This window comes from Pontivivens nitratireducens (assembly GCF_011290545.1).
Lineage (GTDB): Bacteria > Pseudomonadota > Alphaproteobacteria > Rhodobacterales > Rhodobacteraceae > Pontivivens > Pontivivens nitratireducens.
Map to the genome: position 1 here is coordinate 1,407,501 of NZ_CP049811.1, position 26,134 is coordinate 1,433,634.

Here is a 26,134-nt window from a genome sequence, read left to right on the forward strand (position 1 = left end):
TAGTGCCTTCCCGAAATGGTCCATGCCGCAAGCAAAACATGGGCCGTTGGCGCCGATCAATACGGCGTGTCCTGCAACAGAAAACGGCCCTGCCCACCCGTAGATCACAGGGGGGAAACCCGCTTCGCTCCTCGCCACTTGGTTAAGCCTGCCTTCAGCCACCCAACTGCCAACCGTGGACACAATCAAATCGGTGTTCTTGAAAACGTTAAAACGTTTGCCGTAGAGCGATTGCCAGTCCTCAGCAAAGTACTTAATCGAGCGCATATGCGGGAAGTCACCAGCCAATTTTTGTGTAAGTGACTTAGCTTTAGACGTTCGGACTTGCGTGACCCCGAGCATATGACGTCCAACATTGGGATAATCCAGAAGTTCTGGGTCGACCAATGTGATCGAGCCAACACCTGTCTTTGCCAGTAGCAGAGCAACCTCGCTTCCCAATGACCCCGCGCCGATCATCAGAACACGCTTGCCAAACAAAGGGGTGACAGTAGGGGTGTCACGCCCATGTATCCACGATGCATCCGCGCGCATAGTCTCGAGGCGCTCAACCTTGTTCCCCCCGAACAGCCGCTGCATCCGGATATGGGTCGGTACCTTTCCAGGCCGGAAGCCCTTCTGCACCATGTCTGGGCGTCGCTCGGCTTTCATACCCTGTTTGACGGGAGGCATAACTTCGACGGCAAAAAACACCGGCCCATCATCCGTGCGCCCCTCGAAGGAAATGGTGAACTTGTCATCAGCAGTTTCCGCAGCTTCTTCCAGAAGCTCTATGGATTCGGGTGCCAGATCCCGTAAAAAGCGTAGAACCGTCGCACCCGACTTCGGGTATTCCGAAGGCAGAATAGGCCTTTCGAGGACGATGTGCGTTGCGGTTGTGAAGCGGTAGTTCTTCTTGTTCCCCGGAAATCGGTTGCGAAACCAATTATCCAAAGCCGCGTCGTCATCCGCTAGATAGTAGTCAACTGTGCTGCGCCACAGGCATACCCTACGAGAGGCGCCCCCGGGAGACAGAAGGCTGACGATGTTTTTGCCACCCTCTGTTTTGCTCCAATAGGAATCGAACTCGTCCGCGAAATCATTGATAAACGCGTCGTCGTATGAAGCTACGATCAATCGAGTAGCTTCTTTGATAGCGTCCCATATTAACCCTTTGGGGTTCAAGGGATTGTGCTCTGTGCCCGGCGGGTAAAGGCAGAATGCACCATGGCAGGTCTTGCGCGACGCGCAACAACGCCAGATCATCCCTGTCGCTGGCAATTGCCGCCGACGTCTTCTCAAAGACAGACACCACTGCGGCCATGAGTGTGATCGATGCCAGCCTACCCTTGGGCCATTGGAAGTCTTTCCAGCCCTTGAGATAGCGGCTAACGGTTCGGACCTGTTCGCCGTATTGTTTCACGGCATCGACAAACCAGTCTTCGAGTTTACGCGGGTCGGATTTCATCCAACCCTCGTTGCGGTGCGCGAGCATCATCTCGTCGTGAGACAACATTCGATACGCAGTATCTTCTATCCGCAGTTCGGCTGTGAAGTCCACACTGAAGTGGTCCCACCTTTTCGGACAGTTTTGCAGCTTTTCTAAGGTGTATCGGGTTTAGATTTCATGCTGCTCTTTGCTCTTCCAAGCCTGCCCAATATGCGTCCTCGGGCGTCAGCCGATCACGCGCGGAATGGGGGCGTTCGCTGTTGTAGAATGCCATCCAGTTTTTGACGACCTTTCGGGCCTGGAAGCCGTCATTGATCTCTTCGAGGTAGATCGCTTCCTGTTTCAAGCTCCGCCACAGGCGCTCAATGAAGATGTTGTCGAGGTATCTACCGCGACCGTCCATTGAGATACGTATGCCCGCTTCGGTCAGCGTCGTGATCCAGGCCGAACCGGTGAACTGGCTGCCCTGATCGGTATTCATGATCTCGGGAGGGCCGTGTTTGGCGATGGCCTCGTGCAGGGCCTCCACACAGAAGTCGGCGTGCATTGTGTTCGACAAGCGCCAGCTCAGAACCTTGCGCGACGCCCAATCCATGATGGCGACCAGATACAAGAACCCGTTTCGCACCGGCATGAAGGTAATGTCGGCGCACCAGACCTGGTTGGGCCGGTCGATCTGCATCTCTCTGAGCAGGTACGGATAGACCGGGTGCTGAGGATGGGGCTGGCTGGTCCGAGGGCGTTTGTAAATCGCTTGCAGGCCCATCTTGGCCATCAGCCGCCTGATGCGATGACGTCCGACAATGGTTCCTTCCCGCCGCATGTAGGCAGCGATCTGGCGGCTGCCGAAGAACGGGTATTTGGTGAATATCCGGTCGATCTCTTTCATCATCCCAGCGTGTCCGCATCAACACCGACCGGCGTGTAGTAGAAGGCCGACCGGCTCAGCCGCACCAGTTTGCACTGCTGGCTTATGCTCAGTTCAGGATGATCCCGTTTGATCATCGCGCGTTTCTTCTCCGGGCTCACCGCTTCAGCCCTTCGGACAAAAAATCGTTCTCGACGGCCAGCCTCCCGATCTTGGCATGGAGCTCCTTGATTTCTGCTTCTGTCGGCCCTTCCGGCCTGCCGCCACGCGCAAACACATCGGCCATGCCTTCGACAGCCTGACGCTTCCACGTGCTGATCTGGTTCGGATGCAACTGATGCTTCGCGGCGATCTCCTGGATCGTCTTGTCGCCACGCAGCGCTTCCAACGCGATCTTGGCCTTAAACTGGTCTGTAAACTTCCGGCGCTTCGCCATTCTCGTATCCCTTCAAAGGTTCGGGATACACCTTAGCCAACTGTCCAGTTTTCTGGGACCACTTCACATCCTGGCAACAGCAACTCTCATTGCACCACTCGTCATGGGGACTCAGGTTTTGGCCCATGCTACCTACGCAGAGAGTGAGGTCACCCAGGGTGAGACCGCCCGTCTGACGCTGCGCGTGCCGCATGGATGTGGCGACGAGGCCACGCTGCGCGTGCGCATCCAAATCCCGGAAGGTCTCATCGCAGCGCAGCCGATGGTCAAGGCTGATTGGGAGCTGGAAACAGTGACGGGTCCCTATGAGAACAGCTACGAATATTACGGCAATACCCTTACCGAAGGCGTGCGCGAGATCATCTGGTCAGGGGAGTTGTCCTCCCCCTATTACGACGAGTTTGTGTTCCGTGCACGGGTGACGGACAAGGTGGCCGCGAACGAGATGTTGTATATCCCGGCAATTCAGGAATGCGCCAGCGGCGTCGCGCGCTGGATCGAAATCCCGGCTGAGGGGCAGGACAGTCACGATCTGGATGAACCCGCATCGGGCGTCATGGTTATCCCGGCGTCGCACGACGGCCACGCCCACTAAGTCAGTGTTTGCAATCTACTCGCGCGCGCGAAGATTCCGCCGGACCTGAACAGCGTCCGGCGGGACAAAAGTTGTAGCCTTGGTGATGACAGCTCCCTGACCGCTCATTTTTACCTGTTACGTGGACCGGTCGACGAGCGGCGGTTCGGCTCTTCATTAAAGGGCTGACCCCTTGTTTTTTATTCTGCGGTAAAGTCGGGGCGGTTCAGGTTGAGAAATTTCGAGGTTTTCGCCCGCGTGTCATACTCCTGTGATGTAGGACTGATTTGAGGACCGCGAGTTGTCGTAGACTTGGTCATGATGTCATCGCGCATCCGTTCCATGTGAATTTCCATAGTCTTTTGTTATGGAGCTTGGCACAGGAATAGTCTTGAACCATGCGAACGCTCGGATAACGTGTAGAAATTCAGCATCAACGAAAATGTCGGTGCGATACTCGGGAGAAACACATGAAAAATCTGACAACTGGCGCCTTGATCGCCGGATCAACGATCCTTTCGCCGTTTGCGGCCTATGCCGAAACCGAAATCCAATTCTGGCATGCCTTTACCGGTCGGCTTGGTGAACTGGTTGCGGACCAAGTGGAAGATTTCAACGCGAGCCAGGACGAGTTTACCGTCGTTGCATCCCACAAGGGAAACTATTCCGAGACGTTGAATGCAGGCATTGCGGCGTTCCGCGCCGGTGAACAGCCGCAAATCCTGATGGTGTTTGAGGTCGGAACAGCCACGATGATGGCCGCCGAAGGGGCGGTACGCTCCGTCACTGAAGTCATGGAAGCCTCTGGCGCTGAGTTTGATCCCGATGCCTATATCGGTGCGGTCAATGGATATTACACCAACACCGAGGGCGAGATGCTGTCCTTGCCGTTCAACGCGTCCACGCCCGTCCTGTGGGTAAACCGTGATGCGTTCGAGGCTGCTGGCGTCGATCCTGACACTGATCTGTCCACCTGGCAAAACGTCGGTGAGGTGCTGACCGCGCTTAAGGACGGTGGCAGCACTTGCCCCCTGACCACTGCTTGGCAGAGCTGGATTCACCTCGAAAACCTCTCTGCTTACCATGACGTTCCCTTCGCCACGCAAGAGAACGGATTTGCAGGGACTGATGTTGAATTGGTGTTCAACGGCGAAGCGCAGGTTGCGCATATCTCGGCCATGGGCGAATGGGCGCAGGACGGAAAATTCATCTATCTGGGCCGACGCAATGAAAGCGGCGCAAACTTCCGTGCCGGCGAATGTGCCCTGTTCACCGAAAGCTCTGCTGGGTATGCGGGTATCGAGGCAGAAGCAGAGTTCGATTTTGACGTGCGCCCCCTTCCGTATTGGGAAGGTGTCGGCAACAGCCCGCAAAACACCATTATCGGTGGTGCTTCCCTCTGGGTGATGGAGGGTCATGAACCGGAGGAATACGAAGGTGCGGCACAGTTCCTCGCATATCTGTCATCCACACCGGTGCAAGCGCAATGGCATCAGGACACCGGCTATTTGCCAATCACCAACGACGCCGCCGAGGCCACACGTGAATCCGGTTTTTACGCCGACAACCTCGGCACCGAAGTGGCCGTCCTTCAGATGACCGCGAATGAGCCGACCTCGAACTCCAAGGGCCTGCGTCTTGGCTCATTCGACCAGATCCGCGGGATCATTGACGAAGAGTTTGAGGCCGTCTGGGCCGGTGACAAGGACGCGCAATCCGCACTCGATAGCGCCGTGGCACGTGGCAATCAGTTGCTGCGCCGCTTTGAGCAGGCGAACTAATCAAGCATATGATGCGGGCGGCCGATTGTGGTCGCCCGCATGTTTATTGAGGCGCTCTATTTATGGAAAAACGGGTCACGTTCAAAGGCTGGCTATTGCCGCTGTGCCTGATCGCGCCGCAGGTCCTGGTGTCTGCGGTGTTCTTTTTTTACCCCGCAGGACAGGCCGTTTGGCAGTCCTTGTTCATTCCGGACCCGTTCGGGCTGTCGATGCAATATGTCGGCCTAGGCAACTTTGAATACCTGCTGTCTGACCCCTACTATCGCGCCTCATTCCTGACGACGGCAATCTTCTCGACCTTGGTCACGCTGTGTTCCATGGTTCCAGCCCTGTTTCTGGCGGTTGTCGCGGATCGTTTGATCAAGGGCGCAGGCGTGTACCGTACCATGCTGATCTGGCCCTATGCCGTGGCGCCCGCCATCGCGGGCGTGTTGTGGCTGTTCATGTTCAACACGCGTGTCGGCGTCGTCTCGTGGTATCTGGGCCATTTGGGATATGATTGGAACCACGTGCTGAACGGTGGAGAGGCCATGGGCCTGGTTGTCGTGGCCTCCGCCTGGGGGCGCATCAGCTACAACTTCCTGTTCTTTTTCGCGGCGCTTCAGGCGATACCAAAATCTGTCATAGAAGCCGCGGCGATTGACGGCGCGCGGTTCTGGCGCCGGTTCTGGACCATCGTTTTGCCGCTGTTGTCGCCGACGACGTTCTTCTTGCTGGTCGTCAATATCGTCTACGCCTTCTTTGAAACTTTCGGCGTGATCCACACGATCACGTCAGGCGGCCCGCAACAATCCACGACCATTCTGGTCTACAAAGTCTTCTCGGACGGGTTCGTGGGCCAGGACCTCGGCTCCTCTGCCGCGCAGTCGGTAATCTTGCTGGTGGTCGTCGGGGCGCTGACAATCTTCCAGTTTAAATTCATTGAGCGGAGGGTGCATTATTGACCCAATATAATGATCCCCCCCCCGGCATGGTCGAAAGGCGCGGCGCGTCATTGTGGCTTAGCCACGTCATCATGATCGGTGGCGTTCTCATCGTGTTTTTCCCGATCTGGCTGGCCTTCGTCGCATCGACCGTCACCCAACCGGAAATCACGCAGCCCCCCATGCCGCTGTGGCCCGGCGATCAGTTCCTTGCCAACTATCGCGAGGCCTTGCTGTCGGGTGTGAACGTGCCCGTCGCAACGATGCTGTTTAACTCTCTGGTTATGGCCATGGGCATCGCGGTCGGCAAAATCATAATCTCGCTGCTGTCGGCGTTTGCGATCGTTTACTTCAAGTTTCCCGGCAAGATGATCTTCTTCTGGCTGATCTTCCTGACGCTGATGCTCCCCGTCGAGGTGCGTATCGTGCCCACCTATGAGGTCGTCGCGGGCTTTGGAATGCTCAACAGCTATGGCGGGCTTATCCTGCCGCTCATCGCATCAGCCACAGCAACGTTTCTGTTCCGCCAGTTTTATATGACCGTGCCCGATGAACTGGCCGAGGCCGCCCGCGTGGATGGTGCCTCACCCATGCGGTTCTTCCGGGATATCCTTTTTCCGATGAGCCGCACAAACATCGCCGCATTGTTCGTGATCTTGTTTATCTACGGCTGGAACCAGTACCTTTGGCCGCTGCTGATCACGACGGACCCGTCGATGAACACCATTGTGATGGGCATCAAACAGATGTTTCCGTCAGGCGATGACACGGCAAACTGGCCGGTCATTATGGCGACGTCCATTTTGGCAATGATCCCTCCGATCATCGTCGTCATTTCAATGCAAAAACTGTTTATCCGCGGTCTCGTGGACAGTGAGAAGTAGGCAACCATGGCAACTGTAGAGCTCCTCGATATCAAGAAACGCTTTGGCAGCACCCAGGTTATCCATGGTGTCAGCACGGCGATTGAGCACGGTGAGTTCATCGTCATCGTCGGCCCGTCCGGCTGCGGAAAATCCACGCTTCTGCGCATGGTGGCAGGGCTGGAAAGCGTGTCTGAGGGTGAGATCAGGATCGGCGGCAAGCGCGTCAATGAGCTCGAACCAATGGATCGCGACATCGCGATGGTGTTTCAGAATTACGCGCTTTATCCGCATATGTCCGTGCGCGAAAATATGGGGTACGGGCTGAAGATCGCGAAATTTCCGAAGGCCGAGATCGCTCAAAAGGTCGAGGCCGCAGCAACACTTTTGCAACTGACCGATTACCTTGATCGACGCCCTCGTGATTTATCTGGCGGCCAGCGCCAGCGTGTCGCCATGGGGCGGGCCATCGTGCGTGAACCGGCGGTGTTCCTGTTTGATGAGCCGCTGTCGAACCTGGATGCAAAGCTGCGCGTACAGATGCGTCTTGAAATCCGCGATTTGCAGAGCCGCCTTGGCATCACGTCGCTCTATGTCACACATGATCAGGTCGAGGCTATGACAATGGCGGATCGGATGATCGTCATGAATGCAGGTCGCGCCGAACAGATCGGCACGCCACTGGAGGTTTACGAACGCCCGCAAACCCTGTTCGCGGCGCAGTTCATCGGCAGCCCGTCGATGAATGTTCTCAATGGCAAGGTGACGGACGAAGGCCTTTCCATCGTCGATACAATCGTACCAACCCATATGAAGGCTATGGGCAACGTCACAGTCGGTATCCGACCCGAACACGTGGTCGCCGATCCAAACGGACCGCTGTCGATGACGGTTCAGATGGGCGAACCTCTGGGCGCGAATACGCTGCTGCACGGGCGTATTGCAGGCAGCAAGGAGGCATTCACTATCAGCCTGCCCGGGGTGCATCATGCCGTTTCCGGTGAAACGGTTCGGTTCAGCGTCGATCAGGATAACCTGCATTTCTTTGACCAGCAAAGCGGACAGCGAGTTGAGGGATCGGGATAATCTGTCCGTCGTCATATAAAGTTGGAGGTCAGAGCGGCTTGAGTATTGGAGGCTCTGGCTCGTTTGTTTGATTGATTATGCTGCTTGTTTTTGATGTTGCGAGCTTTGACCTGCCCCCCGAAACGTCCCTCAGTTTGATGTAGAGTTTGCTCAAGCTTTTGAAGGAGCAAACAAATGCGAAAGAGCTGTGTCGCAAGCACGGCGTCAGCGATGCGACTTTTTACAAATAGCGCTCGAAATATGGCGGTATGGAAGTGTCCGACGCCAAGAAGTTGAAGTCGCTTGAGGTTGAGAACGCCAAGCTCAAGTAGTTGTTGGCGGAACAGATGATGGATGTGTCGACGCTGAAAGAGATGCTGGGAAAAAACTTTTGAGGCCCGGTGCGCGACGTAGAGCTGCGAGCTGGGCCATGACAGAGAAACGGTACAATCAGAAACGCGCCTGTGCTTTGGCCGGGATTGATCCACGCGTTTATTGATCCACGCGTTTATCGGCGTGTGTCGAAGCGGCCAGCGGATGCCGAACTGCGCGGGCGGCTGAAGGAGCTGTCATCTGAACGACGGCGGTTTGGATATCGACGCCTGCACATTCTGCTGAAGCGCGAGGGGTGGCATGTGAATTGGAAGAAGCTGTACCGGATTTACCGCGAAAAAGGGTTAACTGTCCGTAAACGGGGCGGACGCAAGCGCGCAGTGGGCACCAGGGCGATCCCCCAAGGTCCAAACCAACGGTGGAGCTTGGACTTCGTGTCTGACAGCCTGACTTGCGATCGTCGGTTCCGGATTCTGAATGTGATCGACGATTTCAGCCGAGAATGTCTGGCGGCGGTCGTTGATACGTCTTTGTCTGGGGGCCGCGTCGCTCGGGAACTTGATCGGATTGCCGAGATGCGGGGCTATCCTTGCATGGTGGTCAGCGATAACGGCACAGAACTGACTTCGAATGCGATCCTGAAGTGGCAGGAAGACCGCAATGTCGAATGGCATTACATCGCGTCCCACTGCCTGGCAGGGTCATGCAAAGCATGATCCCGAGAGGGGGTAAACCCATGCAAAACGGTTTTGTGGAAAGCTTCAACGGCAGGATGCGGGATGAGTGTTTGAACGAACACCTGTTCGATAGTCTACGCCATACCCGCAATCTCATCGCGGCGTGGCGCAACGACTTTGACCACCACCGCCCACACACAAACCTCGCTGGCTTGACGCCAGCAGAATATGCTAACCGGTCAAAGGAAGACCAAAACCTGAACAGAGCTAACCTAAATTAGCGGACACATTGGGGAGCAGGTCAAAGTTGAGATTTGAGCGCCCTCCCGCAACCATGGTTCCCTTGGCAGCTTTCGAAGCTGCTAGGGTGGGACAAAGCAAGCCCCCGCAACAAAAATAACTAACAAATGCAAACACTAATAGCCACCTTCGGGTGGTTCTCTGCGTTGCGCTTCGGCTTAGGTCCATGTCGTCACCGAGAGGGGAACTAGCTGGCAAAGATGTTGCGCAAGAGGTGCCCGAAGCTGTCGGTGATGTTCATGTCTGGCTATATGAATCAGGCCACCGCCGCCGGGGAGGTGGTTCTGGCGCGGTTTATCCGATTGGTGAACCGGTGTTCCGAGAAGATCTGCTGCGCTCCTTGCGGGCCGCGTTGCCAGACTTTCAGCCTTAATCGCTCAATACATGAGCGCGTCATGGCTTCGTCACGTAAAAAGTGGACATTGCGCGTCGGCCTTGCATTAATGCGGCAACTTCAAATCAAAGGAACTTATCATGGGTACGAAATCCGGCTTGCTGACCACGACGGTTGTGATCACGGCGATGTCTGTGGCTGCTGCCAATGCGGAAACGCTGCGTTTGCTGACCTGGGGCGGGTATGCACCTGATGATGTGATCGAGATGTTCGAGGCGGAAACCGGTCATTCTGTCGAGGTTACGACCTCTAACAACGAAGAAATGATCGCGAAGCTGCGGGCCACGAATGGCGGCGGTTTCGATCTGGCGCAACCCAGCCAGGATCGCATTACCAGCGCGCAGGAGGAGTTCGGCATCTACAAACCCATCGATATGTCACGTGTCGATGCCGAGCAGTTCATCCCTTCGATGCTGAGCGCGACCGCGGACAACACCACGCTCGACGGTGAGGTTTACGGCCTGCCGCATGTTTGGGGCACCAGCGGTCTGGTGGTGAACACTGCCGAGGCGGGCGACGTGACGGATTACATGGATCTGTGCGATGAGGCGGTCGCAGGCCGCGTGTCGTATCGGTTGAAGCGGCCGACGCTGATCGGCTTTGCCTATTCGATGGGGCTCGACCCCTTTGCGGCATATGGCGACACCGACAGCTATCAGGCCATTCTGGATGAGGTCGAGCAGACCTTGATCGACTGCAAGGACAACGTCAAAACCTATTGGGATGGCGGTGATGAGATCAAGAACCTGCTGCGGTCAGGTGAGGTGGTCGCGGCGATGGCATGGGACACGGGCGGTTGGCAATTGAACGCCGACAACCCTGATATCACCTTCGTCGCGCCCGAGGCTGGTGCCCTGGGCTGGATCGACACATTCGTCCTGCCGGCGCGCGGTCGGGCGGATGATGCGGCTTATGATTGGATCAACTTTGTGATGCGGCCTGACGTGGCCGCGATGATCACGAACACCGCAGGAAACTTCACCGCTGCCGTCGGTGGCGACGAAGGTGTCAGCGCCGAGTTGAAGGCCCGCTATCAGGGCAGCTTCGATCAGGCTGCGATCGACAACATCAAGTGGTATCCGCCGGTTCCCGCCGGGTTGGAAACGCTCGAAGGTGCCGCGCTGGACCGGATCAACGCCGCGAACTGAGCGATCCGAAAATATGATGACGGGAAGGGCGCAATCCGCGCCCTTCTTCGTTGAAGGAAAGACACTGCACATGCCCGCGACCCCCGACCTGCAATGCATCGAACTGACCAAGGATTTCAGCGACTTTCGTGCTGTCGATCAGGTGAGCTTCGATGTTCCCCCCGGTTCCTTCTTCTCGATCCTGGGCCCGTCCGGGTGTGGCAAGACAACCTTGCTGCGGATGATCGCGGGGTTTCAGTTCCCCACCAGCGGCGATCTGAAGATCAAGGGCAAGTCAATGATCGGCGTCGGGCCGAACAAGCGTCCGGTCTCGATGGTGTTTCAGCATCTGGCGCTGTTCCCGATGATGAATATTGGGGAGAATGTCGGCTTCGGCCTGCGACAGCGCGGCGTGAACAAGACGGAGATCAAGCAGCGGGTGGAGCGTGTGCTGGACAGGGTCGGCCTGCCCGGCATCACCGAACGGCAGGTTAGCCAGTTGTCCGGCGGGCAGAAGCAGCGCGTCGCCATCGCGCGGTGTATGGTGTTGGAGCCGGACGTCCTGCTGCTGGATGAACCGCTGGGCGCGCTGGATCTGAAGCTGCGCGAGCATATGAAGATCGAGCTGAAATCGCTGCAATCGGCCTTCAACACCACATTCGTCTATATCACCCATGACCAGTCCGAGGCGTTGGTGATGAGCGACAAGATCGCCGTGATGAACAAGGGCCGTTTCGACCAGATCGGCACGGCGCGCGAATTGTACTACGACCCCAACAGTGCCTTCGTGGCCGGCTTCGTCGGGGATGCGAACCGGTTCGAGGGGAAGATCACCGCCGTGAACGGGGACGCCGTGACGATGATCACCGACAACGGATCGCACCTGAAGGCCCGCACGATCACGGAGCGTGTGACCGAGGGACAGCACGTACAGATCTTCATCCGGCCCGAGGCGATCCAACTGACGCTTGAGGCCGTTGCGGATGCTGATGAGTACATGATCGAGAGCGTTCTGTTCAACGGGGCCAACAGCCTGGCCATCCTGCGCGATCCGGCCACGGGTGATCTGCTCAACGTCACGCTGCCGCAAACCGGGGCGTTTCTGGTATTGGGCAAGGGCGACAGAGTTCATGCGCGATGGGATCCGCAGCAGGCCAGATGCTATCCGGGCGAGGGTCGCTAGGATGGCCTCGGACAGATCGAAACTGGGATTCTACCTGCTGCTGGCGCCGCTTTTGCTATGGCTGGTCCTGCTGATCATCCTGCCGCATATCGGACTGTTCTTCGTCTCCATAAGTGAGAAGGTGGGCGTCCGGCAGTATGAGACGGGCTTGGGCAACTACGCTGTCTTTTTCAATGAGCCGCTCTATTGGCGGACATTCGCACGCACCGCGATCATGTCGATTTCGACCACCGCGCTGACGCTGATACTGGGTTTTCCCATCGCGTATTACATCGCGAAGATGACACGCGGGCGCACGAAGACCACCTTGTTCCTGATGTGCCTGATCCCGTTCTGGGTGTCCGAACTGGTGCGCACATTCGGGTGGATGATCCTGTTGCGCGAAACGGGAATTGTGTCCAATGCGCTGCAATATCTTGGCCTGACGGCGGGGCCGGTCGAGTTTTTGTACAATGACGCGGCGATCATGGTGGGGTTGGTCTATACCTCGATCCTGTTCATGATCGTACCGCTGGTCACGACGCTGGACAGCCTCGACGACAGCATGATTGAGGCGGGATACGATCTGGGAGGCACCGGCGTTTCGATCCTGCGTGAGATCATCATCCCCCATGCCATGCCGGGCATCGTTTCGGGCTGCATCGTTGTGTTCATGCTGTCGCTGGGCAACTACCTGACGCCGATCCTGCTGGGGGGAAAGGACAGCCTGTGGTTCACCGGGCTGATCTACACGCAGTTCATCACACGCTTCAACTGGGAGCTCGGCTCCGCCTTCGGGTTCCTGCTGCTGGCGCTGTCCTCGGGTATCGTCTTCGTCGGGTTGAAGCTGTCGCGTCAGACCTTGTCAGAAACAATGGGGCGGTGAGATGATTCCGACCGTACCGCAATCGGGCGTTCTGAAATGGTCCTACCGGGCCTATGTGACGCTGTTCTTCGTCTATCTCGCCCTGCCGCTCAGCGTGGTGTGCGCCTTCGCGTTCAACGACAGCGTGTTTCCCTCCCTGCCGTGGGAGGGCTTCACGCTGGACTGGTTCTTTGGCGATGAGGCACCTTTCATCGGCGTGTTCCACGAACGCTCGATCCTGCGATCCATCGGGACGTCGGCCTTCGTCGCGGTCTGGGTGGCGGGCATGGCGGTTTCCGTGGGAACCTGCAACGCGTTCCTGTTCGTGCGGCACAGCTTTCGCGGGCAGGGGGTTCTTTATATTCTGATGCTGCTGCCGCTGATTATTCCGGGCGTCATTCTGGGGATTTCGATCCTGGTCTTTTCCAGCTCTGTCGCCAACACGTTGGAGGATGCGACCGGCCTGTGGTTCGACGGTCTGCGGCCGGGGCTGATCCTCGTCATTCTGGGGCAGTTCTCGTTCATCACGACCTTTGCGACACTGGTTATTTCCGCTCGTTTGCAGAAATTCGATCAAAGCCTGGAGGAAGCGGCCCTGAATCTGGGCGCCACGAAATGGGGCGCGGTCCGGCAGGTCACTCTACCGTTCCTGCTGCCCGCCATTCTGGGGGCCGGTGTCGTTTCGGTGTTGATGAGCTTTGAGAACTTCAACACGACGCTGATGCTGGTCGGGTCGGATTCGCCGCTAACCATCACGATGTTCGACAAGCTCAAGCATGGCTCGACCCCGGTCCTGAACGCGGTTTCGCTGCTGCTGATCGTCTGTTCCGCCATTTTGGGCCTTATGTCCCTGCTGTTTCAGGGGCGCGGGAGTAAGGGCTGACAGAGTGCTGGGCCGGATCGGTCCTATATATGCCGGCGTGGGGGCATGGTCTGAACTTGTCATGCCCACCCCGCCGACCTAGCTATCGGGAATGCGCAGGTTCCTCACCTCTCTGCTGGTTTTCGCTCTGCTCCTTGCGGTTCAAATGGATGTCGTACATGCGTTGGACCAAGGGCATGGCGATATGCCTGTCTCTGCTCAAATGCCCATCTCTGCTCAAACGTTTATGCATCAACTGAATGCGGATGAGTCCTGTTGCGAGACGACAGGCGCGCATGCGAATTCTTGCCTGAGCGATATTGCGAACCCTCAGTACACTGCGATCACCGCATCGGGAACGCGCGTCGTAAGGTTCAGCCCGTTTCAGGGGCGCACGCCTGTCACGTTCAGCCCCGATGGCCCTATCGACCCTCCCAAAGCCTGATCCCTATCGAACCTGATCTGTCGCGCCAGTGGCGGGGCATCTGTAGATATGAGGATCTTCAATGACAAATCGACGAGCTTTTCTGACCCTGCTGGGCGGTGGCGCCCTGACGAGCGCATTCACACCGGCGCTGGCAAATGCCGCGTCCGCACTGCCGGGTAACAAGATTCACGTGCTGGCGGCACCGGGCTGTGGCTGTTGCCATGCCTGGGCCGATCTGGCGCGATTGCATGGCTATGATGTGACGATCAGCGATCTGGTGGAACCCGATGCGCAAAAATCGGCGCTGGGTGTGCCGCTGCGGTTGGCCTCCTGTCATACTGCACTGTCGGGGGGATATGTCTTTGAGGGGCATGTGCCCTTCTCAGCACTTGCCGCTGTGTTGCGGGACCGCCCTGCCATCACCGGTCTGGCCGTACCGGGCATGCCCGTGGGGTCCCCGGGAATGGGTGACGATCCGAACGCACGCTTCGACGTGATCGCATTCGGAGGCGACGCGGCAGACGGGCGGGTGTTCTATCGCGCGGGCTTCGAAGCCCCGTTCGCGGGGTGAGTGGATGCGTATCGCAGTCGTTTCACTGGCCGCCCTCGCCTTGATCGCGGGGGCGGGCTATTGGGCCATGTCCGCTTCCGACGGTTCGTCACCGACGGTGCAATTGTATCCGGACGACCGGCAAAGAACCGCGAACGGGCGGCTGATCTATCGGCAGTCCTGCGCCTCGTGCCATGGTCGCGAGCTGGAGGGGCAGCCCGAGTGGAGGAAAGCGGGCCCCGACGGTCTGATGCCCGCCCCACCGCATGATGAGACGGGCCATACCTGGCACCATCCCGACGCGGTGCTGTTCACGCTGACCCGCGATGGGCTGGGGGCGGTTCTGGGTGAAAACGCGTCCTATACCTCGGCCATGCCGGCCTTTGGCGACACTCTGACGGATGAGGAGATCGTGGACGTGCTGTCCTATATCAAATCGACGTGGCCCGAGGATATTCGGGCAACCCATGACGACATCAATGCGCGCGCCGCGAACGGCTAGGCCGATCGTTCTGGCCGGTGCGGCATTCATACTCGGTCGCTTCCACCCCAGTCGATGCGGTGGAGGCGGCCAAGTTGCCGAGCCGATGCCGCGACATACCATGAATACGAGACTCGAAATTTCATAACCGACTTTGCAAAGGAAAATACGATGTCTGGAACAGATACTGGAAAGACCGCGGAACTTTACCGCATGGTGATGCCCGAGCACACGTGCCCCTATGGCCTGAAATCGAAGGACCTCCTCGAAAGGCAAGGTTACGACGTCGAGGATCACCCCCTGACCACGCGTGAAGAAACCGACGCCTTCATGGCGAAACACAATGTCGAAACCACGCCGCAAACCTTTATCAATGGCAAGCGGATCGGCGGATATGACGATCTGGAGGTGCATTTCGGCAAGAGGGATCCGAACGCGGATGACACCAGCTATACGCCGGTCATTGCTCTGTTTGCCGTGGCGGCACTGACCGCACTCGCCTTCAGCTGGTACGCGCTGGACACCCTGTTCGCATGGCAGACGCTGGGCTGGTTCGTCTCGATCTCGATGATATTGCTGGGGCTGCAAAAGCTGAAGGATATCGAGAGCTTCTCGACCATGTTCCTCAATTACGATCTGCTGGCGAAACGCTGGGTGCGGTATGGCTACATCTATCCATTCGTGGAGACGGGCGCGGGAATTCTGATGACGGCGATGGTCGGCATCTGGCTGGCAGCACCCGCCGCGCTGTTCATCGGCACCGTCGGAGCGGTCAGCGTTTTCAAGGCGGTCTATATCGACAAGCGTGAGCTGAAATGTGCCTGTGTGGGCGGGGATTCCAACGTGCCGCTGGGGTTCGTTTCCCTTACCGAGAATCTGGGCATGATGGCCATGTCCATCACGATGCTTATCCTGCTGTTCACCTGACGCCGGTATTGATAAGCCGGAATTGGTAACGCGGTCCCCATTCCGCTGCGGGCCGCAATGGATCGGAGGTCCGCGCCATGAGACGCGCCTATATCATGGTTGCGCCGAACGGTGCACGGCGCGGCCGGTCGGATCATCCCGCGTTGCCTGTAACTTTGCCGCAGATCGTCGCCACGGCGGTGGCCTGCGCCGGGGCAGGGGCCGACGCGCTGCACCTGCATGTGCGTGACGCTGAGGGGCGCCATTCGCTGGATCCCGGCCGCTATATCGAGACCCTGGCAGAGTTGAGCCGCGCAGTGCCAGACCTGCGCGTCCAGATCACGACCGAGGCGGCAGGCCTCTTCGACGTTGCCACGCAGCTCGATTGTCTGACCCGTGTGCGGCCTGATTGGGCGTCGATCTCGATCCGTGAAATCGCCCGCGATCCTGCCCGTGCCAGCGCGATCTACGGCACCTGCGCCGCGCAGGGCACCCAGGTGCAGCATATCCTGTACGACAGTGCCGATATTGCCCTGCTGCGCGATTGGCGGGCGAGGTCTGTCGTCGCGGCGGGGCAAACCTCGGTCCTGTTCGTTCTGGGGCGTTATACAGCGGGACAGGTCGCCGCTCCACTCGATCTGGAGGAGTTCCTGGACGCCGCGCCCGACATGCGCGACTGGATGGTCTGCGCATTTGGCCCGCACGAACATGAATGTCTGCTGGCGGCGGCACGGCGGGGCGGTGACCTGCGGGTCGGCTTTGAAAACAGTCTTACGGATTGTTTTGATCGTCAACATGCCGACAACGCGGCCTCGGTCCGCGCGTTGCGAGCCGCGCTTGAAAAACAGATCGGCTAGCACATCGCCCTTGCGGCCACAGGGCGGTCAGATCGCTTGCAGCGATCTGAATGCGAAATCGGCGGCATTTGCTCACAGAGGTCTGGCGGCACTGACCGCCAGCCCCTAAAGAACATACGGTATTCAACCGACCCGAACGAACGCCCAGCATTCAACCAGATACCGGATATGGCCTGCCCCAGCCGCCGAGCCATGACACGACCACCTGAGAGTATTCGGAGATTCCATGACCAAGTTCTGTCTGACTGTCGCCTGCCCGTCCCGCCGGGGCATCGTCGCGGCCATCGCCGGTTTCATCGCGGAGCAGGGCTGCAACATCACTGACAGCGCCCAGTTCGACGACCTCGACAACGGCCAGTTCTTCATGCGCATCAGCGCGGTAGCCGAGACGGGCACCACGCGCGACGAATTGACCGAACGCTTTGCCGAACTCGCCCACACGTTCGAGATGGATTATCTTTTCCATGATGAGATGAGCAAGATGAAGGTCGTCGTCATGGTCTCCCGTTTCGGGCACTGCCTGAACGATCTGCTCTACCGGGTGCGCATCGGTGCCCTGCCGATCGAGATTGTCGCCGTGATCTCGAACCACATGGATTATCAAAAGGTGGTCGTGAACAACGACATCCCCTTTCATCTGATCCGCGTGACCAAGGAAAACAAACCCGAGGCCGAGGCCCGCATCATGCAGGTGGTTGAGGAGACCGGCGCGGAACTGGTGGTCCTCGCCCGGTACATGCAAATCCTCAGCGATCGGATGTGCCGGGAAATGTCGGGGCGCATCATCAATATCCATCACTCGTTTCTGCCCAGCTTCAAGGGCGCGAACCCGTACAAGCAGGCCTTCGCGCGCGGGGTGAAGCTGATCGGGGCCACCTCGCACTACGTCACTGCCGATCTGGACGAGGGACCGATCATCGAGCAGGACACAGTGCGCGTCACCCATGCGCAAAGTGCGGAGGATTACGTCAGCCTGGGCCGGGACGTCGAGGCGAGCGTACTGGCCCGCGCCATCCACGCCCACGCGCATCGACGCGTGTTCCTGAATGGAAACAAGACGGTGGTTTTCCCGGCCTCGCCCGGCAGCTACAGTTCCGAAAGAATGGGGTGATTTCTCGGGGCGGCCCGGTTTGCGCCCCTTCGCCAACTCAACCGGTATGACCCGCCGCGGGGGCATCATGCCGATGCCAAGGGAAAGTCTGATATGAAACGTCTGGAAGGAAAATCGGCTCTGATAACCGGCGCGGCGCGTGGCATCGGTCGCGCCTTCGCGCAGGCCTATCTGGCCGAGGGGGCGACGGTCGGCATCGGGGATATCGACATGTCAGCGGCGGAACACACGGCTGGCGATCTGGGTGCCGGGGCCTATGCGGTCCATATCGATGTGGCGGATCAGACGAGTATCGACGCCGCGATGGCTTGCGTGATCGCGCGAACGGGCAAGCTGGACATTCTGATAAACAACGCCGCCCTGTTCGATGCGGCGGAAACGGTGGATATCACCCGCGCCAGCTATGATCGGCTATACGCCGTGAACGTGGCGGGAACCCTGTTCACCATGCAGGCCGCGGCGCGCCAGATGATCGCGCAAGGTCATGGCGGTAAGATCATCAACATGGCCTCTCAGGCGGGCCGCCGGGGTGAAAGCCTCGTTCTGATCTACTGCTCCACTAAGGCTGCCGTCATCTCGATGACGCAATCGGCAGGACTGAACCTGATCCAGCACGGAATCAACGTGAATGCCATCGCGCCCGGTGTCGTGGATGGTGAGCATTGGGAACATGTGGACGCGATGTTCGCCAAGCTGGAGGGCAAGCAACCGGGTCAGAAGAAAGCCGAAGTGGCCGCCGGCGTTCCTGCCGGTCGGTTCGCCGTTCCGGAGGATTTGACCGGTATGGCGGTCTTCCTCGCATCCCGCGATTCCGACTACATCGTTTCCCAGACATACAATGTCGATGGCGGTCAGTGGATGAGCTGACGACGGTCCTCAGGACCCGCTCATCGGGGGGGCAGTGCCCGTTCAGGATGTCTCGTGAATGCCCGCCAGCAAGTCTTGCACCACCGCGTCGAAGGGCTGGTCGATATCGACGGTAATCGCATCCTCGGGCGGGGTGGGGGGCTGCAAGGTTTCGAATTGACTGGCCAACAGCGCGGCCGGCATGAAATGGCCCTCTCGCTTGGTAAGGCGTTTCGCGATGACTTCCGGCGAACCGTCCAAAAACAGGTACGTGACATGTTTCCCGGCGGCCTGCGCTATTGCGTCGCGATACTGTTTTTTCAGGGCCGAACATGCGATGAGCGTCGTCTCATCATGCCGCGCCAGCGCCTTTCCAACCTCGATCAACCAAGGGGCACGGTCGGCGTCGTTCAGTGGTTCGCCTCGTGCCATCTTCGCGATATTGCTGGCTGGATGCAAAGCGTCGCCGTCGATGAAGGTGCCGCCCAAGGCCCTCGCGACCGCCGCGCCGATGGAGGATTTGCCGCAGCCCGACACACCCATCACGACGAAGGCCCTCGCGCTCGAATCTGCGTTTCGTATGGTGTCATGGTCCTTTGCGGTCACGACTCATGTCCTCCGTTCGGTCGTCGGTGTCGCTGGCTCGGATTGCTGCACAACGCACGGATCGCAATCAGATGCGCAGACTGTCATCCTCGGCGTGCACGTCAAGGTGGTGGGGAGTGGTACCGGCTCTGATGACCGTAACCGGAATGTAGGAATTGACAGGGGAAGGTTGTTATAACATAACAGCACCATCAAAAAGGAGTCACCCATGCCGCACCTGCGTCCCACCCTCGCTGTTTTCAGTCTGCTCGCGACACCCGCCATGGCCGAGGTGCCACTTGTCGTGACCGATATCGCGCCGGTGCACTCGCTGGTCTCCATGGTGATGCAGGGCGTGGGGCAGCCCGATCTGCTGATCCCGGCTGGATCGTCACCGCATGATTTTTCGCTGCGACCCTCGGATGCTGCCCGGCTTCAGGACGCGGACCTGATTGTCTGGATCGGCGAGGATCTGACCCCTTGGCTCGCCCGTCCACTCAGCATCGTAGCTGAGGGCGCGGTGAACATGCCCCTGATTGAATTGCCCGTGACCTTGCTGCGTGAGGGCGGGCATGAGCATGATACACTGGACGCGGCCGCCCATCCCGACGACGATCACGACGATCACGACGATCACGACGATCACGACGAGGAAATGCATGGTTCCCACGATCCGCATGTCTGGCTGGACCCGGTGAACGCCATCGCATGGTTGCCGGAGATCGCAAGCGCGCTGACCAGGCAGGATCCGCAGAACGGCCCGCTCTATTCCGCGAATGCTGCAAACGCCGCAGACATGCTCGATCAGTTGCTGGACGAACTGGCGCAGGGCGACCTTGCCCGCCCATTTATCGTGTCCCATGACGCGTTTGGATATTTCGAGGATCGTTTCGATGCGCACGCCCTCGGCTCGATCGCGGGTGCAGATGCGTCGGCCCCCGGTCCCGCCCGTGTCGCCGCGCTGCGCGATGCCGCGCGCGAGGCGGATGTGCGCTGCGTTCTGGTGGAGCCTCAATTCAACTCCGGCCTAGCGGAGGCGGTCGTGCCGCAGGGGGTAACGATCAGACAGATTGACGCGATGGGATCGGATCTGCCGTTGGGCGCCACGCTTTATCCCGATATGATCCGCAGCATTGCAGCCGCAATTTCAGGCTGCCCTGATGAGTGAGTGCAAAAATGAGTGAGCACAAGGCAGAACAGGCCGCCGGACTGGCGCGGCACGACCACTCTGCCTGTATCGCTGATGCGCTGGACGTGGTCGAGCGGACCTGCGCGGCGGAGGGCCTGAACCTGACGCCCGTGCGTCGGCGCGTATTGGAGATCCTGCTGGAGACGCACACCGCGCTGGGCGCTTACGATGTGTTGGAGCGTCTGGCGGCGGAGGGGTTGGGCTCCAAGCCGCCCATAGCCTACCGTGCGCTGGGGTTTCTGGTGGATCACGGGTTCGCCCACCGCATCGAGGGGCGCAACGGTTTCGTTGCTTGCGCACATCCCGGGGAGCGGCACGAGCCCGCCTTTCTGATCTGCCGCACCTGCGGGCGGATCGGTGAGGCCCGGATCGAGACGGCGGAACTGGATCGATCCGCCGATCTGTCCGGCTTCGAGGTCGAGCGTACCGTTCTGGAGGCGGAGGGCTTGTGTCACCGCTGCGTAAAGGTATCCTGATGCAATCTCTCGTACAGACCCACGACATCGCCGTCGGCTTCGGCGGGCGGCAGGTCCTCTCGCATGTGGCCATCACCATCAATCCGGGTGAGATCGTCACCATCGTTGGCCCGAACGGTTCGGGAAAATCGACATTGCTGCGCTTGATCGCGGGGGCGGTAAAACCCGATCACGGTCAGGTCGTGCGCCGCCCCGGTCTGCGGATCGGCTATGTTCCGCAAAAGCTGCAATTGGACCCCACACTGCCCATGACCGTCCGCCGGTTCCTTGATCTGCCGCGCCGCTGTGACGATGCCACGGCGCTGGTCGCGTTGGAGGAAGCCGGGGTAAGCCCCGCCGCCGACAGGCAGATGTCCGAGCTGTCCGGCGGTCAGTTTCAACGTGTCCTGCTGGCGCGTGCCCTGCTCAACCAACCTGACCTGCTGATTTTGGACGAGGCGACGCAGGGCCTGGATCAGCCCGGCTCCGCCGCGTTCTACCAAAGGATCGAGGCGGTGCGTGATAAACTGGGATGCGGCGTCCTGATGGTCAGCCACGAACTGCACGTGGTGATGAGCGCATCGGACCGGGTCATCTGCCTGAACGGTCATGTCTGTTGCGAGGGGACGCCGGATGTCGTCTCCTCCGCCCCTGAATATCGTGAGTTGTTCGGAACCGGCACCGGTGGGGCCTTGGCGCTCTACCGCCATGAACACGACCACGCACATCACCACAACCCCGAGGATTAGACCCGTGTTCGACGATTTTCTGGTTCGCGCCACCCTGGCCGGTGTCGCCGTCGCGATGGCGGCTGCGGTGCTTGGATGTTTCGTCGTCTGGCGTCGCATGGCCTATTTCGGGGACGCGACGGCCCATGCCGCGATCCTGGGTGTGGCCCTGTCGCTGGGGCTGTCTATCTCGATCTTTGCGGGGGCGATGGCGGTGGCCGTCATCATGGCGCTGATCGTCGCGGGTTTGAGCGGTCGCGGCTATGCCGAGGATACGCTGCTCGGCGTTCTGGCGCATTCGGCGCTGGCCTTCGGTCTGGTCGCGGTGTCGTTCATCCCGGACGTGCGGGTTGATCTGGGCGCCTATCTGTTCGGAGATATCCTGGCGGTGGGCAAGGCTGATCTGGCCGTGATCTGGATCGGCGCGCTGGCGGTGGTCGGGCTGATTGCATGGCGTTGGTCGCGTTTGCTGATGGCGACGCTGAATGCGGACCTTGCCTTTGCGTCGGGCATTCATCCCCGGCGCGAGCAACTGGTCCTGACGCTTGCACTGGCCATTGTGGTCGCCGTGTCGATCAAGGTTGTGGGTGCCTTGCTGATCACGGCCCTGCTTATCATTCCCGCCGCCGCCGCCCGCCCCTTTGGCCGCACGCCCGAGGCGATGGCGCTGGGCGCGGTGGTGATCGGGGTGGCCTCCGCCGTGCTTGGCATGGTCGCGGCCTATCAACTAGACACGCCGACCGGTCCCACGATCGTCAGCGTCGCGGCGATCCTGTTCGTGCTGAGCAATCTGAGCCGTCTGTTGTGGAGCCGCTAGGCCGCGCCACGCACGAGGCGAAGAAAGAGGCATCGGGCCGGAAACGTGCCTCCCTCAACTGTCCGGGGAGCTCTCCCCCGACTGAGGCGGCAGGGGAACCGGGCTGTCGGACTTGAACGTCAAGGTCCTGTACGGGAACGGAATTTCGATGCCTGCATCGTCCAGCGCACGCTTGACGGCGGACACCACCTGATCGCGGGAGGCCCGGATATCGATCGGGCGGGAGCCAGTCCACCAGGTGATCTCGAAATCTATGGACGAAGCGCCGAAGGCATGGGCGAAGACCTGCACATCGCGCACGTCATTGCGCACGGTATCGACGCTACGCACCGCGTCCTCGATCACCGTGCGCGATATATCCACATCCTCACCATAAGCGACGCCGCAGATGATACTGGTTCGGCGCAGCTCGGCATCGGTTCTGACAACCACGGGGTTCTGGAACAGCTCTGCATTCGGCACCACGGCAAGCTGCCCGTCGGTCTGGCGAATATGGGTGTCACGGATGGTGATCTCCTCGACCTGACCTTCGATCCCGGATTCCTCCGTCCAGATATAGTCCCCGATCTTGAAGGGTTCGCGCAGCAGGATCAGCAAACCGGCCAGAAAGTTCTCGAATATATCCTTGAACGCGAAACCGATGGCGACAGAGCCCAGACCGAGTGTGGTCAGCGCGCGGCCGGGGGTGATCGAAGGGAAGACGATCGTGCAGGCGATCAGCAGACCGATCAGCCAGATTACAATGGACGTGAGCATCATCAGCACTTCACGCAGGTTCCGCCGCATCCGCGCCCGGTTGGCAACGCGGCGAATGATCCAGCGTGATGCGATGACTGTCAGCCAGGTGACAATTATCAGCAGGATAGCCGCTGCTATGCGGGGCAGGGCGGCGATCAGGGCCGTCCCGTATCCGCTGATCTGATCCATGATCAGAGTAATGAAACCCGCTTCTTCCATTGGCACCTCCCCGTTCGCAGGGACAGTTAGTCGCAATCGGCGCGAAATCAAAAGTTAACGCGCGCGGGCGGTTCGCTTCCCCTTCCCGAGGTGCGATTTTTGGCCGCTCATGGAACCATCACATTGCCGGGAGGTTGGTCGGGTACTCAAACAATAGGTAATTTCGAGGGAAAATAGATGGGTAGCGTATTCTATCTGATTGGTCTGATCGTGATCGTTCTGGCCATCATTAACCTTGTATTTTGAAAATTCTATCGGAGGCCCGATTATGACCGATATGTATAAAGACACCTCGTCCGGTTCCGCCAATGACACCGCGAACGAGGCCAAGACCGAAGTCAAGGATGCGGCACGCGATGTTGCAGGCTCCGCGCGCGAAGTGGCGCAGGATGCAGCCAACGCTGTTCGCGACGAAGCCCAGAGCCACGCCGAGACCGCGAAAGGCAACGTTGCTGCCGAAGTCTCCAACATGGCGGGTGCGCTGCGCACAGCGGCAAGCGAGATGCGCGACGGTTCCCCCCAGGAACGTACATTCGCCCAGATCGCGGACGGTCTGGCCGATGCGTCCGACAGCATCAAGGACAAGGACCTGGGTGAGATCGCCAGCGATGTGTCCCGCTTCGCCAAGCGCAATCCGCTGGTCTTCCTCGGCGGTGCCGCGTTGGTCGGTTTCGCTGCAACACGGTTTGCGACGGCATCCGCACGGAACGAGGCGGATTATTCCGGTTCGACCGGGGCGTCCGCTCGTGGAAGTGCCCATGGCAGTGAGCGCCAGCCCGTCACGACGTCCACCACGCCACCAGTGACCCGTCCGACACCAGCCATCCAGCCTGGTTTGCCGGGGGCCAAAGCCAACACATCGGGAGATAACGCATGACCGATCCCATCTATACCGATACCACTCCGCCGCAGCAGCCCGCCAGCCGCTCCACGACCGATCTGATCGGTGATGCGCTGAGCCATGTCAGCTCGCTCGTCCGTAAGGAAGTCGATCTGGCGCGCGCCGAAGTGAACGAAAACCTCAACCGCGCCGGTGTGGCGATCGGACTGATCGTAGGGGCCGTCGTGATCGCGCTGACCGCGCTGAACGTTCTGGCCGCCGCACTGACCGCCGCATTGACCGAGGCGGGCATCCCCGCTGGGTGGAGCGCACTGCTCGTCGGTGTCGTGCTGGCCATCATCGCATTCGTGCTGATGAACAAGGGCCTGAACGACCTGAAGCTTTCGAGCCTCGCCCCCAGCCGCACCGCCGACAACGTCAAGCGTGACGCGCAAGCTGTAAAGGACGCATACGATGCAAAATGAAAACCGCACCCCCGAGCAGATCGAGCGCGACATCGAGCGTGAGCGCATGGATCTCAAGCAGACCATCAACGGCATCCAGGATCGGTTCTCGGTCGATGGCGTCGTGCGTGAAGTCTCCGACCAATTGCGTGAGCATGGTGGCGACATCGGTCGTACGGTAAGCCGTTCGGTCAAGGAAAACCCGATGGCACTGGCACTTACCGGTGTCGGGCTGGCGTGGATGATCTTCGGTCAGAACCGGCCCGCGCCGCGTTCGGTCGAGGCGCATCGCCCCCGGCATCTGCACCAGAATCGCCACGTCGCGCATTCCACTGATCTGGATGATGACGACTACGATTATGATGACCGCGTCGCGGTCGCCCGGACCACGCACACACAGCGTCCTGCGCGCCCCGTGCCACTGCCCGCCGGCCCTGAATGGTCGCGTCCGGTAACGCCCTCCGATTTCGACGACCATGATGAGGATTCCGGTCCTGGCATGATGGACAAGGCGAAGGACAAGGCCTCCGCTGCGGGCGATGCCGTGAAGAGCGGTTTGTCCTCCGCCGGGGACAGCGTCGCGAATGCAAAGTCCGCTGTTGGCGGGGCCGCGTCTTCGGCTGCTTCCTCGACTTCCGGTGCCGCAGGCGCGGTGCGGGATCGGGCGCGTGGTGCGTATTCCGATGCCAGCGCACGTGCACGGCTGATGCGTGAGCGTATGGCGGCGGGGACCGAATCCCTGTCCGAGGACGCGCGTGAGCGTGTGATTGCCGCGCGTGAACGTGCGATGCAGGCCCGTGACGACGCGGCGCGCGCTCTTCGGAACAGTGGGGACAAGGCTGCTGACTTCTATGAGGATCATCCCCTCGTCGTAGGCGCTTTCGCATTCGCCATCGGTGCCGCTGTTGCAGGTGCCCTGCCGCGGACCCGGACGGAGGACGAGTATCTCGGCTCCCGCTCGGATGAGCTGTTCGACGAGGCGGAGCGCATCTTCGAGACGGAGAAGGCCCGTGCCAGCAAGGTCGCGGATGCCGCGTTGAAGGAAGCCAAGACGGTCATTTCCGACACCAAGGCCGATATCGACGCCAAGGCAGAAGGTGACAAGAACGCCGCCAAAGCTGTCGGCGACAAGGCCAAGGACGCCGCGGAACGGGTCAAGGATGCCGTCGCGGATGAGGCTGACAATCAAAATCTGGGCGGCAGCGTTCCCAAGCCCTGATCCCAGCACCTGATTTGAAACGTGAAACGGCCCCCTCAGCGGGGCCGTTTTTTCATCCGCATG

Annotated in this window: 26 protein-coding genes and 2 pseudogenes (1 of these 28 running past the window's edge); 23 read left to right on the forward strand and 5 right to left on the reverse strand. The window is 59.5% G+C overall.

Annotation, left to right across the window (positions count from 1 at the left end):
- The 3 genes and pseudogenes from G8E03_RS06850 to G8E03_RS06860 all read right to left on the reverse strand — a co-directional run.
- Window positions 1-1,116: the 5' portion of a ThiF family adenylyltransferase gene (locus G8E03_RS06850; RefSeq protein WP_166190060.1), read on the reverse strand. 315 nt of this gene lie to the left of the window's left edge; the window shows 1,116 of its 1,431 coding nt (coding positions 1-1,116); the start codon lies at window positions 1,114-1,116; its stop codon lies beyond the left edge, outside the window.
- The gene (locus tag G8E03_RS06855; protein WP_166190062.1) at window positions 1,079-1,540 is read right to left on the reverse strand and encodes a hypothetical protein; all 462 of its coding nucleotides are present in this window, start codon (window positions 1,538-1,540) and stop codon (window positions 1,079-1,081) included. The genes G8E03_RS06850 and G8E03_RS06855 overlap by 38 nt, the downstream gene beginning before the upstream one ends.
- A 64-nt stretch (window positions 1,541-1,604) precedes the next feature.
- Window positions 1,605-2,733 (reverse strand): annotated as a pseudogene (locus G8E03_RS06860) (IS3 family transposase).
- A gap of 118 nt (window positions 2,734-2,851) precedes the next feature.
- Here G8E03_RS06860 and G8E03_RS06865 point away from each other — a divergent pair.
- The 16 genes and pseudogenes from G8E03_RS06865 (at window position 2,852) to G8E03_RS06940 (ending at window position 18,858) form a co-directional block, all read left to right on the forward strand.
- Window positions 2,852-3,328, forward strand: coding sequence for a YcnI family copper-binding membrane protein (locus tag G8E03_RS06865; protein WP_240910443.1), 477 nt, complete (start codon window positions 2,852-2,854; stop codon window positions 3,326-3,328).
- A 449-nt stretch (window positions 3,329-3,777) separates the two neighbouring features.
- Window positions 3,778-5,088, forward strand: a complete 1,311-nt coding sequence (gene ugpB / locus G8E03_RS06870) for a sn-glycerol-3-phosphate ABC transporter substrate-binding protein UgpB (protein ID WP_166190066.1) — start codon at window positions 3,778-3,780, stop codon at window positions 5,086-5,088.
- Between the two features lie 62 nt (window positions 5,089-5,150).
- Complete coding sequence (ugpA, locus tag G8E03_RS06875; protein ID WP_166190068.1) at window positions 5,151-6,032, forward strand: sn-glycerol-3-phosphate ABC transporter permease UgpA; 882 nt, start codon at window positions 5,151-5,153, stop codon at window positions 6,030-6,032.
- Between the two features lie 26 nt (window positions 6,033-6,058).
- Complete coding sequence (gene ugpE / locus G8E03_RS06880) at window positions 6,059-6,895, forward strand: sn-glycerol-3-phosphate ABC transporter permease UgpE (protein ID WP_166193947.1); 837 nt, start codon at window positions 6,059-6,061, stop codon at window positions 6,893-6,895.
- A gap of 6 nt (window positions 6,896-6,901) precedes the next feature.
- A complete protein-coding gene (gene ugpC, locus G8E03_RS06885; protein ID WP_166190070.1) occupies window positions 6,902-7,960 on the forward strand; it encodes a sn-glycerol-3-phosphate ABC transporter ATP-binding protein UgpC in 1,059 nt (352 codons plus the stop codon).
- 146 nt (window positions 7,961-8,106) lie between these two features.
- Window positions 8,107-9,230, forward strand: a pseudogene (locus G8E03_RS06890) (IS3 family transposase).
- A gap of 541 nt (window positions 9,231-9,771) precedes the next feature.
- Entirely contained in the window at window positions 9,772-10,791 is a 1,020-nt protein-coding gene (locus G8E03_RS06895; protein WP_240910453.1) for an extracellular solute-binding protein, read from the forward strand.
- A gap of 70 nt (window positions 10,792-10,861) precedes the next feature.
- Complete coding sequence (locus G8E03_RS06900; protein ID WP_166190075.1) at window positions 10,862-11,953, forward strand: ABC transporter ATP-binding protein; 1,092 nt, start codon at window positions 10,862-10,864, stop codon at window positions 11,951-11,953.
- A 1-nt stretch (window position 11,954) separates the two neighbouring features.
- Window positions 11,955-12,818: an ABC transporter permease gene (locus G8E03_RS06905; RefSeq protein WP_166190077.1), complete on the forward strand. Its 864-nt coding sequence runs from the start codon at window positions 11,955-11,957 to the stop codon at window positions 12,816-12,818.
- Between the two features lies 1 nt (window position 12,819).
- Window positions 12,820-13,680 (forward strand): ABC transporter permease, encoded by an 861-nt coding sequence (locus G8E03_RS06910; protein WP_166190079.1) that lies wholly within the window; start codon window positions 12,820-12,822, stop codon window positions 13,678-13,680.
- 485 nt (window positions 13,681-14,165) lie between these two features.
- Window positions 14,166-14,657 (forward strand): DUF411 domain-containing protein, encoded by a 492-nt coding sequence (locus G8E03_RS06915; RefSeq protein ID WP_166190081.1) that lies wholly within the window; start codon window positions 14,166-14,168, stop codon window positions 14,655-14,657.
- A 4-nt stretch (window positions 14,658-14,661) separates the two neighbouring features.
- Window positions 14,662-15,138, forward strand: coding sequence for a c-type cytochrome (locus tag G8E03_RS06920; RefSeq protein WP_166190083.1), 477 nt, complete (start codon window positions 14,662-14,664; stop codon window positions 15,136-15,138).
- A 150-nt stretch (window positions 15,139-15,288) separates the two neighbouring features.
- On the forward strand, window positions 15,289-16,044 hold the full coding sequence (locus G8E03_RS06925) for a glutaredoxin family protein (RefSeq protein ID WP_240910444.1): 756 nt from the start codon (window positions 15,289-15,291) through the stop codon (window positions 16,042-16,044).
- Between the two features lie 77 nt (window positions 16,045-16,121).
- Window positions 16,122-16,880, forward strand: a complete 759-nt coding sequence (locus tag G8E03_RS06930; RefSeq protein WP_166190085.1) for a beta-keto acid cleavage family enzyme — start codon at window positions 16,122-16,124, stop codon at window positions 16,878-16,880.
- 226 nt (window positions 16,881-17,106) lie between these two features.
- Window positions 17,107-17,991 (forward strand): formyltetrahydrofolate deformylase, encoded by an 885-nt coding sequence (purU, locus tag G8E03_RS06935; RefSeq protein WP_166190087.1) that lies wholly within the window; start codon window positions 17,107-17,109, stop codon window positions 17,989-17,991.
- A 93-nt stretch (window positions 17,992-18,084) separates the two neighbouring features.
- Window positions 18,085-18,858 (forward strand): L-iditol 2-dehydrogenase, encoded by a 774-nt coding sequence (locus G8E03_RS06940; RefSeq protein WP_166190089.1) that lies wholly within the window; start codon window positions 18,085-18,087, stop codon window positions 18,856-18,858.
- A gap of 42 nt (window positions 18,859-18,900) precedes the next feature.
- On the opposite strand, the gene G8E03_RS06945 is transcribed toward G8E03_RS06940, so the two are convergent.
- Window positions 18,901-19,443: a gluconokinase gene (locus tag G8E03_RS06945; RefSeq protein WP_240910445.1), complete on the reverse strand. Its 543-nt coding sequence runs from the start codon at window positions 19,441-19,443 to the stop codon at window positions 18,901-18,903.
- Between the two features lie 208 nt (window positions 19,444-19,651).
- Between G8E03_RS06945 and G8E03_RS06950 the strand changes: the two genes are divergently transcribed.
- The 4 genes from G8E03_RS06950 to G8E03_RS06965 are packed head-to-tail and all read left to right on the forward strand — an operon-like array spanning window position 19,652 to window position 22,611.
- Entirely contained in the window at window positions 19,652-20,590 is a 939-nt protein-coding gene (locus G8E03_RS06950) for a zinc ABC transporter substrate-binding protein (RefSeq protein WP_166190091.1), read from the forward strand.
- An 8-nt stretch (window positions 20,591-20,598) separates the two neighbouring features.
- Window positions 20,599-21,087 (forward strand): transcriptional repressor, encoded by a 489-nt coding sequence (locus G8E03_RS06955; protein WP_166190093.1) that lies wholly within the window; start codon window positions 20,599-20,601, stop codon window positions 21,085-21,087.
- Entirely contained in the window at window positions 21,087-21,815 is a 729-nt protein-coding gene (locus tag G8E03_RS06960) for an ATP-binding cassette domain-containing protein (RefSeq protein ID WP_166190095.1), read from the forward strand. Before G8E03_RS06955 ends, G8E03_RS06960 begins: the two co-directional genes overlap by 1 nt.
- 4 nt (window positions 21,816-21,819) lie before the next feature.
- Window positions 21,820-22,611, forward strand: a complete 792-nt coding sequence (locus tag G8E03_RS06965) for a metal ABC transporter permease (protein WP_166190097.1) — start codon at window positions 21,820-21,822, stop codon at window positions 22,609-22,611.
- Between the two features lie 54 nt (window positions 22,612-22,665).
- Here the strand turns inward: G8E03_RS06965 and G8E03_RS06970 are convergent, their stop codons facing one another.
- Entirely contained in the window at window positions 22,666-23,568 is a 903-nt protein-coding gene (locus G8E03_RS06970; protein ID WP_240910446.1) for a mechanosensitive ion channel family protein, read from the reverse strand.
- A gap of 277 nt (window positions 23,569-23,845) precedes the next feature.
- Between G8E03_RS06970 and G8E03_RS06975 the strand changes: the two genes are divergently transcribed.
- From G8E03_RS06975 to G8E03_RS06985, 3 genes are read left to right on the forward strand one after another with little or no spacing between them, the layout of a single operon-like run.
- Entirely contained in the window at window positions 23,846-24,445 is a 600-nt protein-coding gene (locus tag G8E03_RS06975; protein ID WP_205793296.1) for a hypothetical protein, read from the forward strand.
- Window positions 24,442-24,873, forward strand: coding sequence for a phage holin family protein (locus tag G8E03_RS06980; RefSeq protein WP_166190101.1), 432 nt, complete (start codon window positions 24,442-24,444; stop codon window positions 24,871-24,873). Before G8E03_RS06975 ends, G8E03_RS06980 begins: the two co-directional genes overlap by 4 nt.
- Entirely contained in the window at window positions 24,863-26,071 is a 1,209-nt protein-coding gene (locus G8E03_RS06985) for a DUF3618 domain-containing protein (RefSeq protein ID WP_166190103.1), read from the forward strand. The genes G8E03_RS06980 and G8E03_RS06985 overlap by 11 nt, the downstream gene beginning before the upstream one ends.
- The last annotated feature ends 63 nt before the right edge of the window (window positions 26,072-26,134 follow it).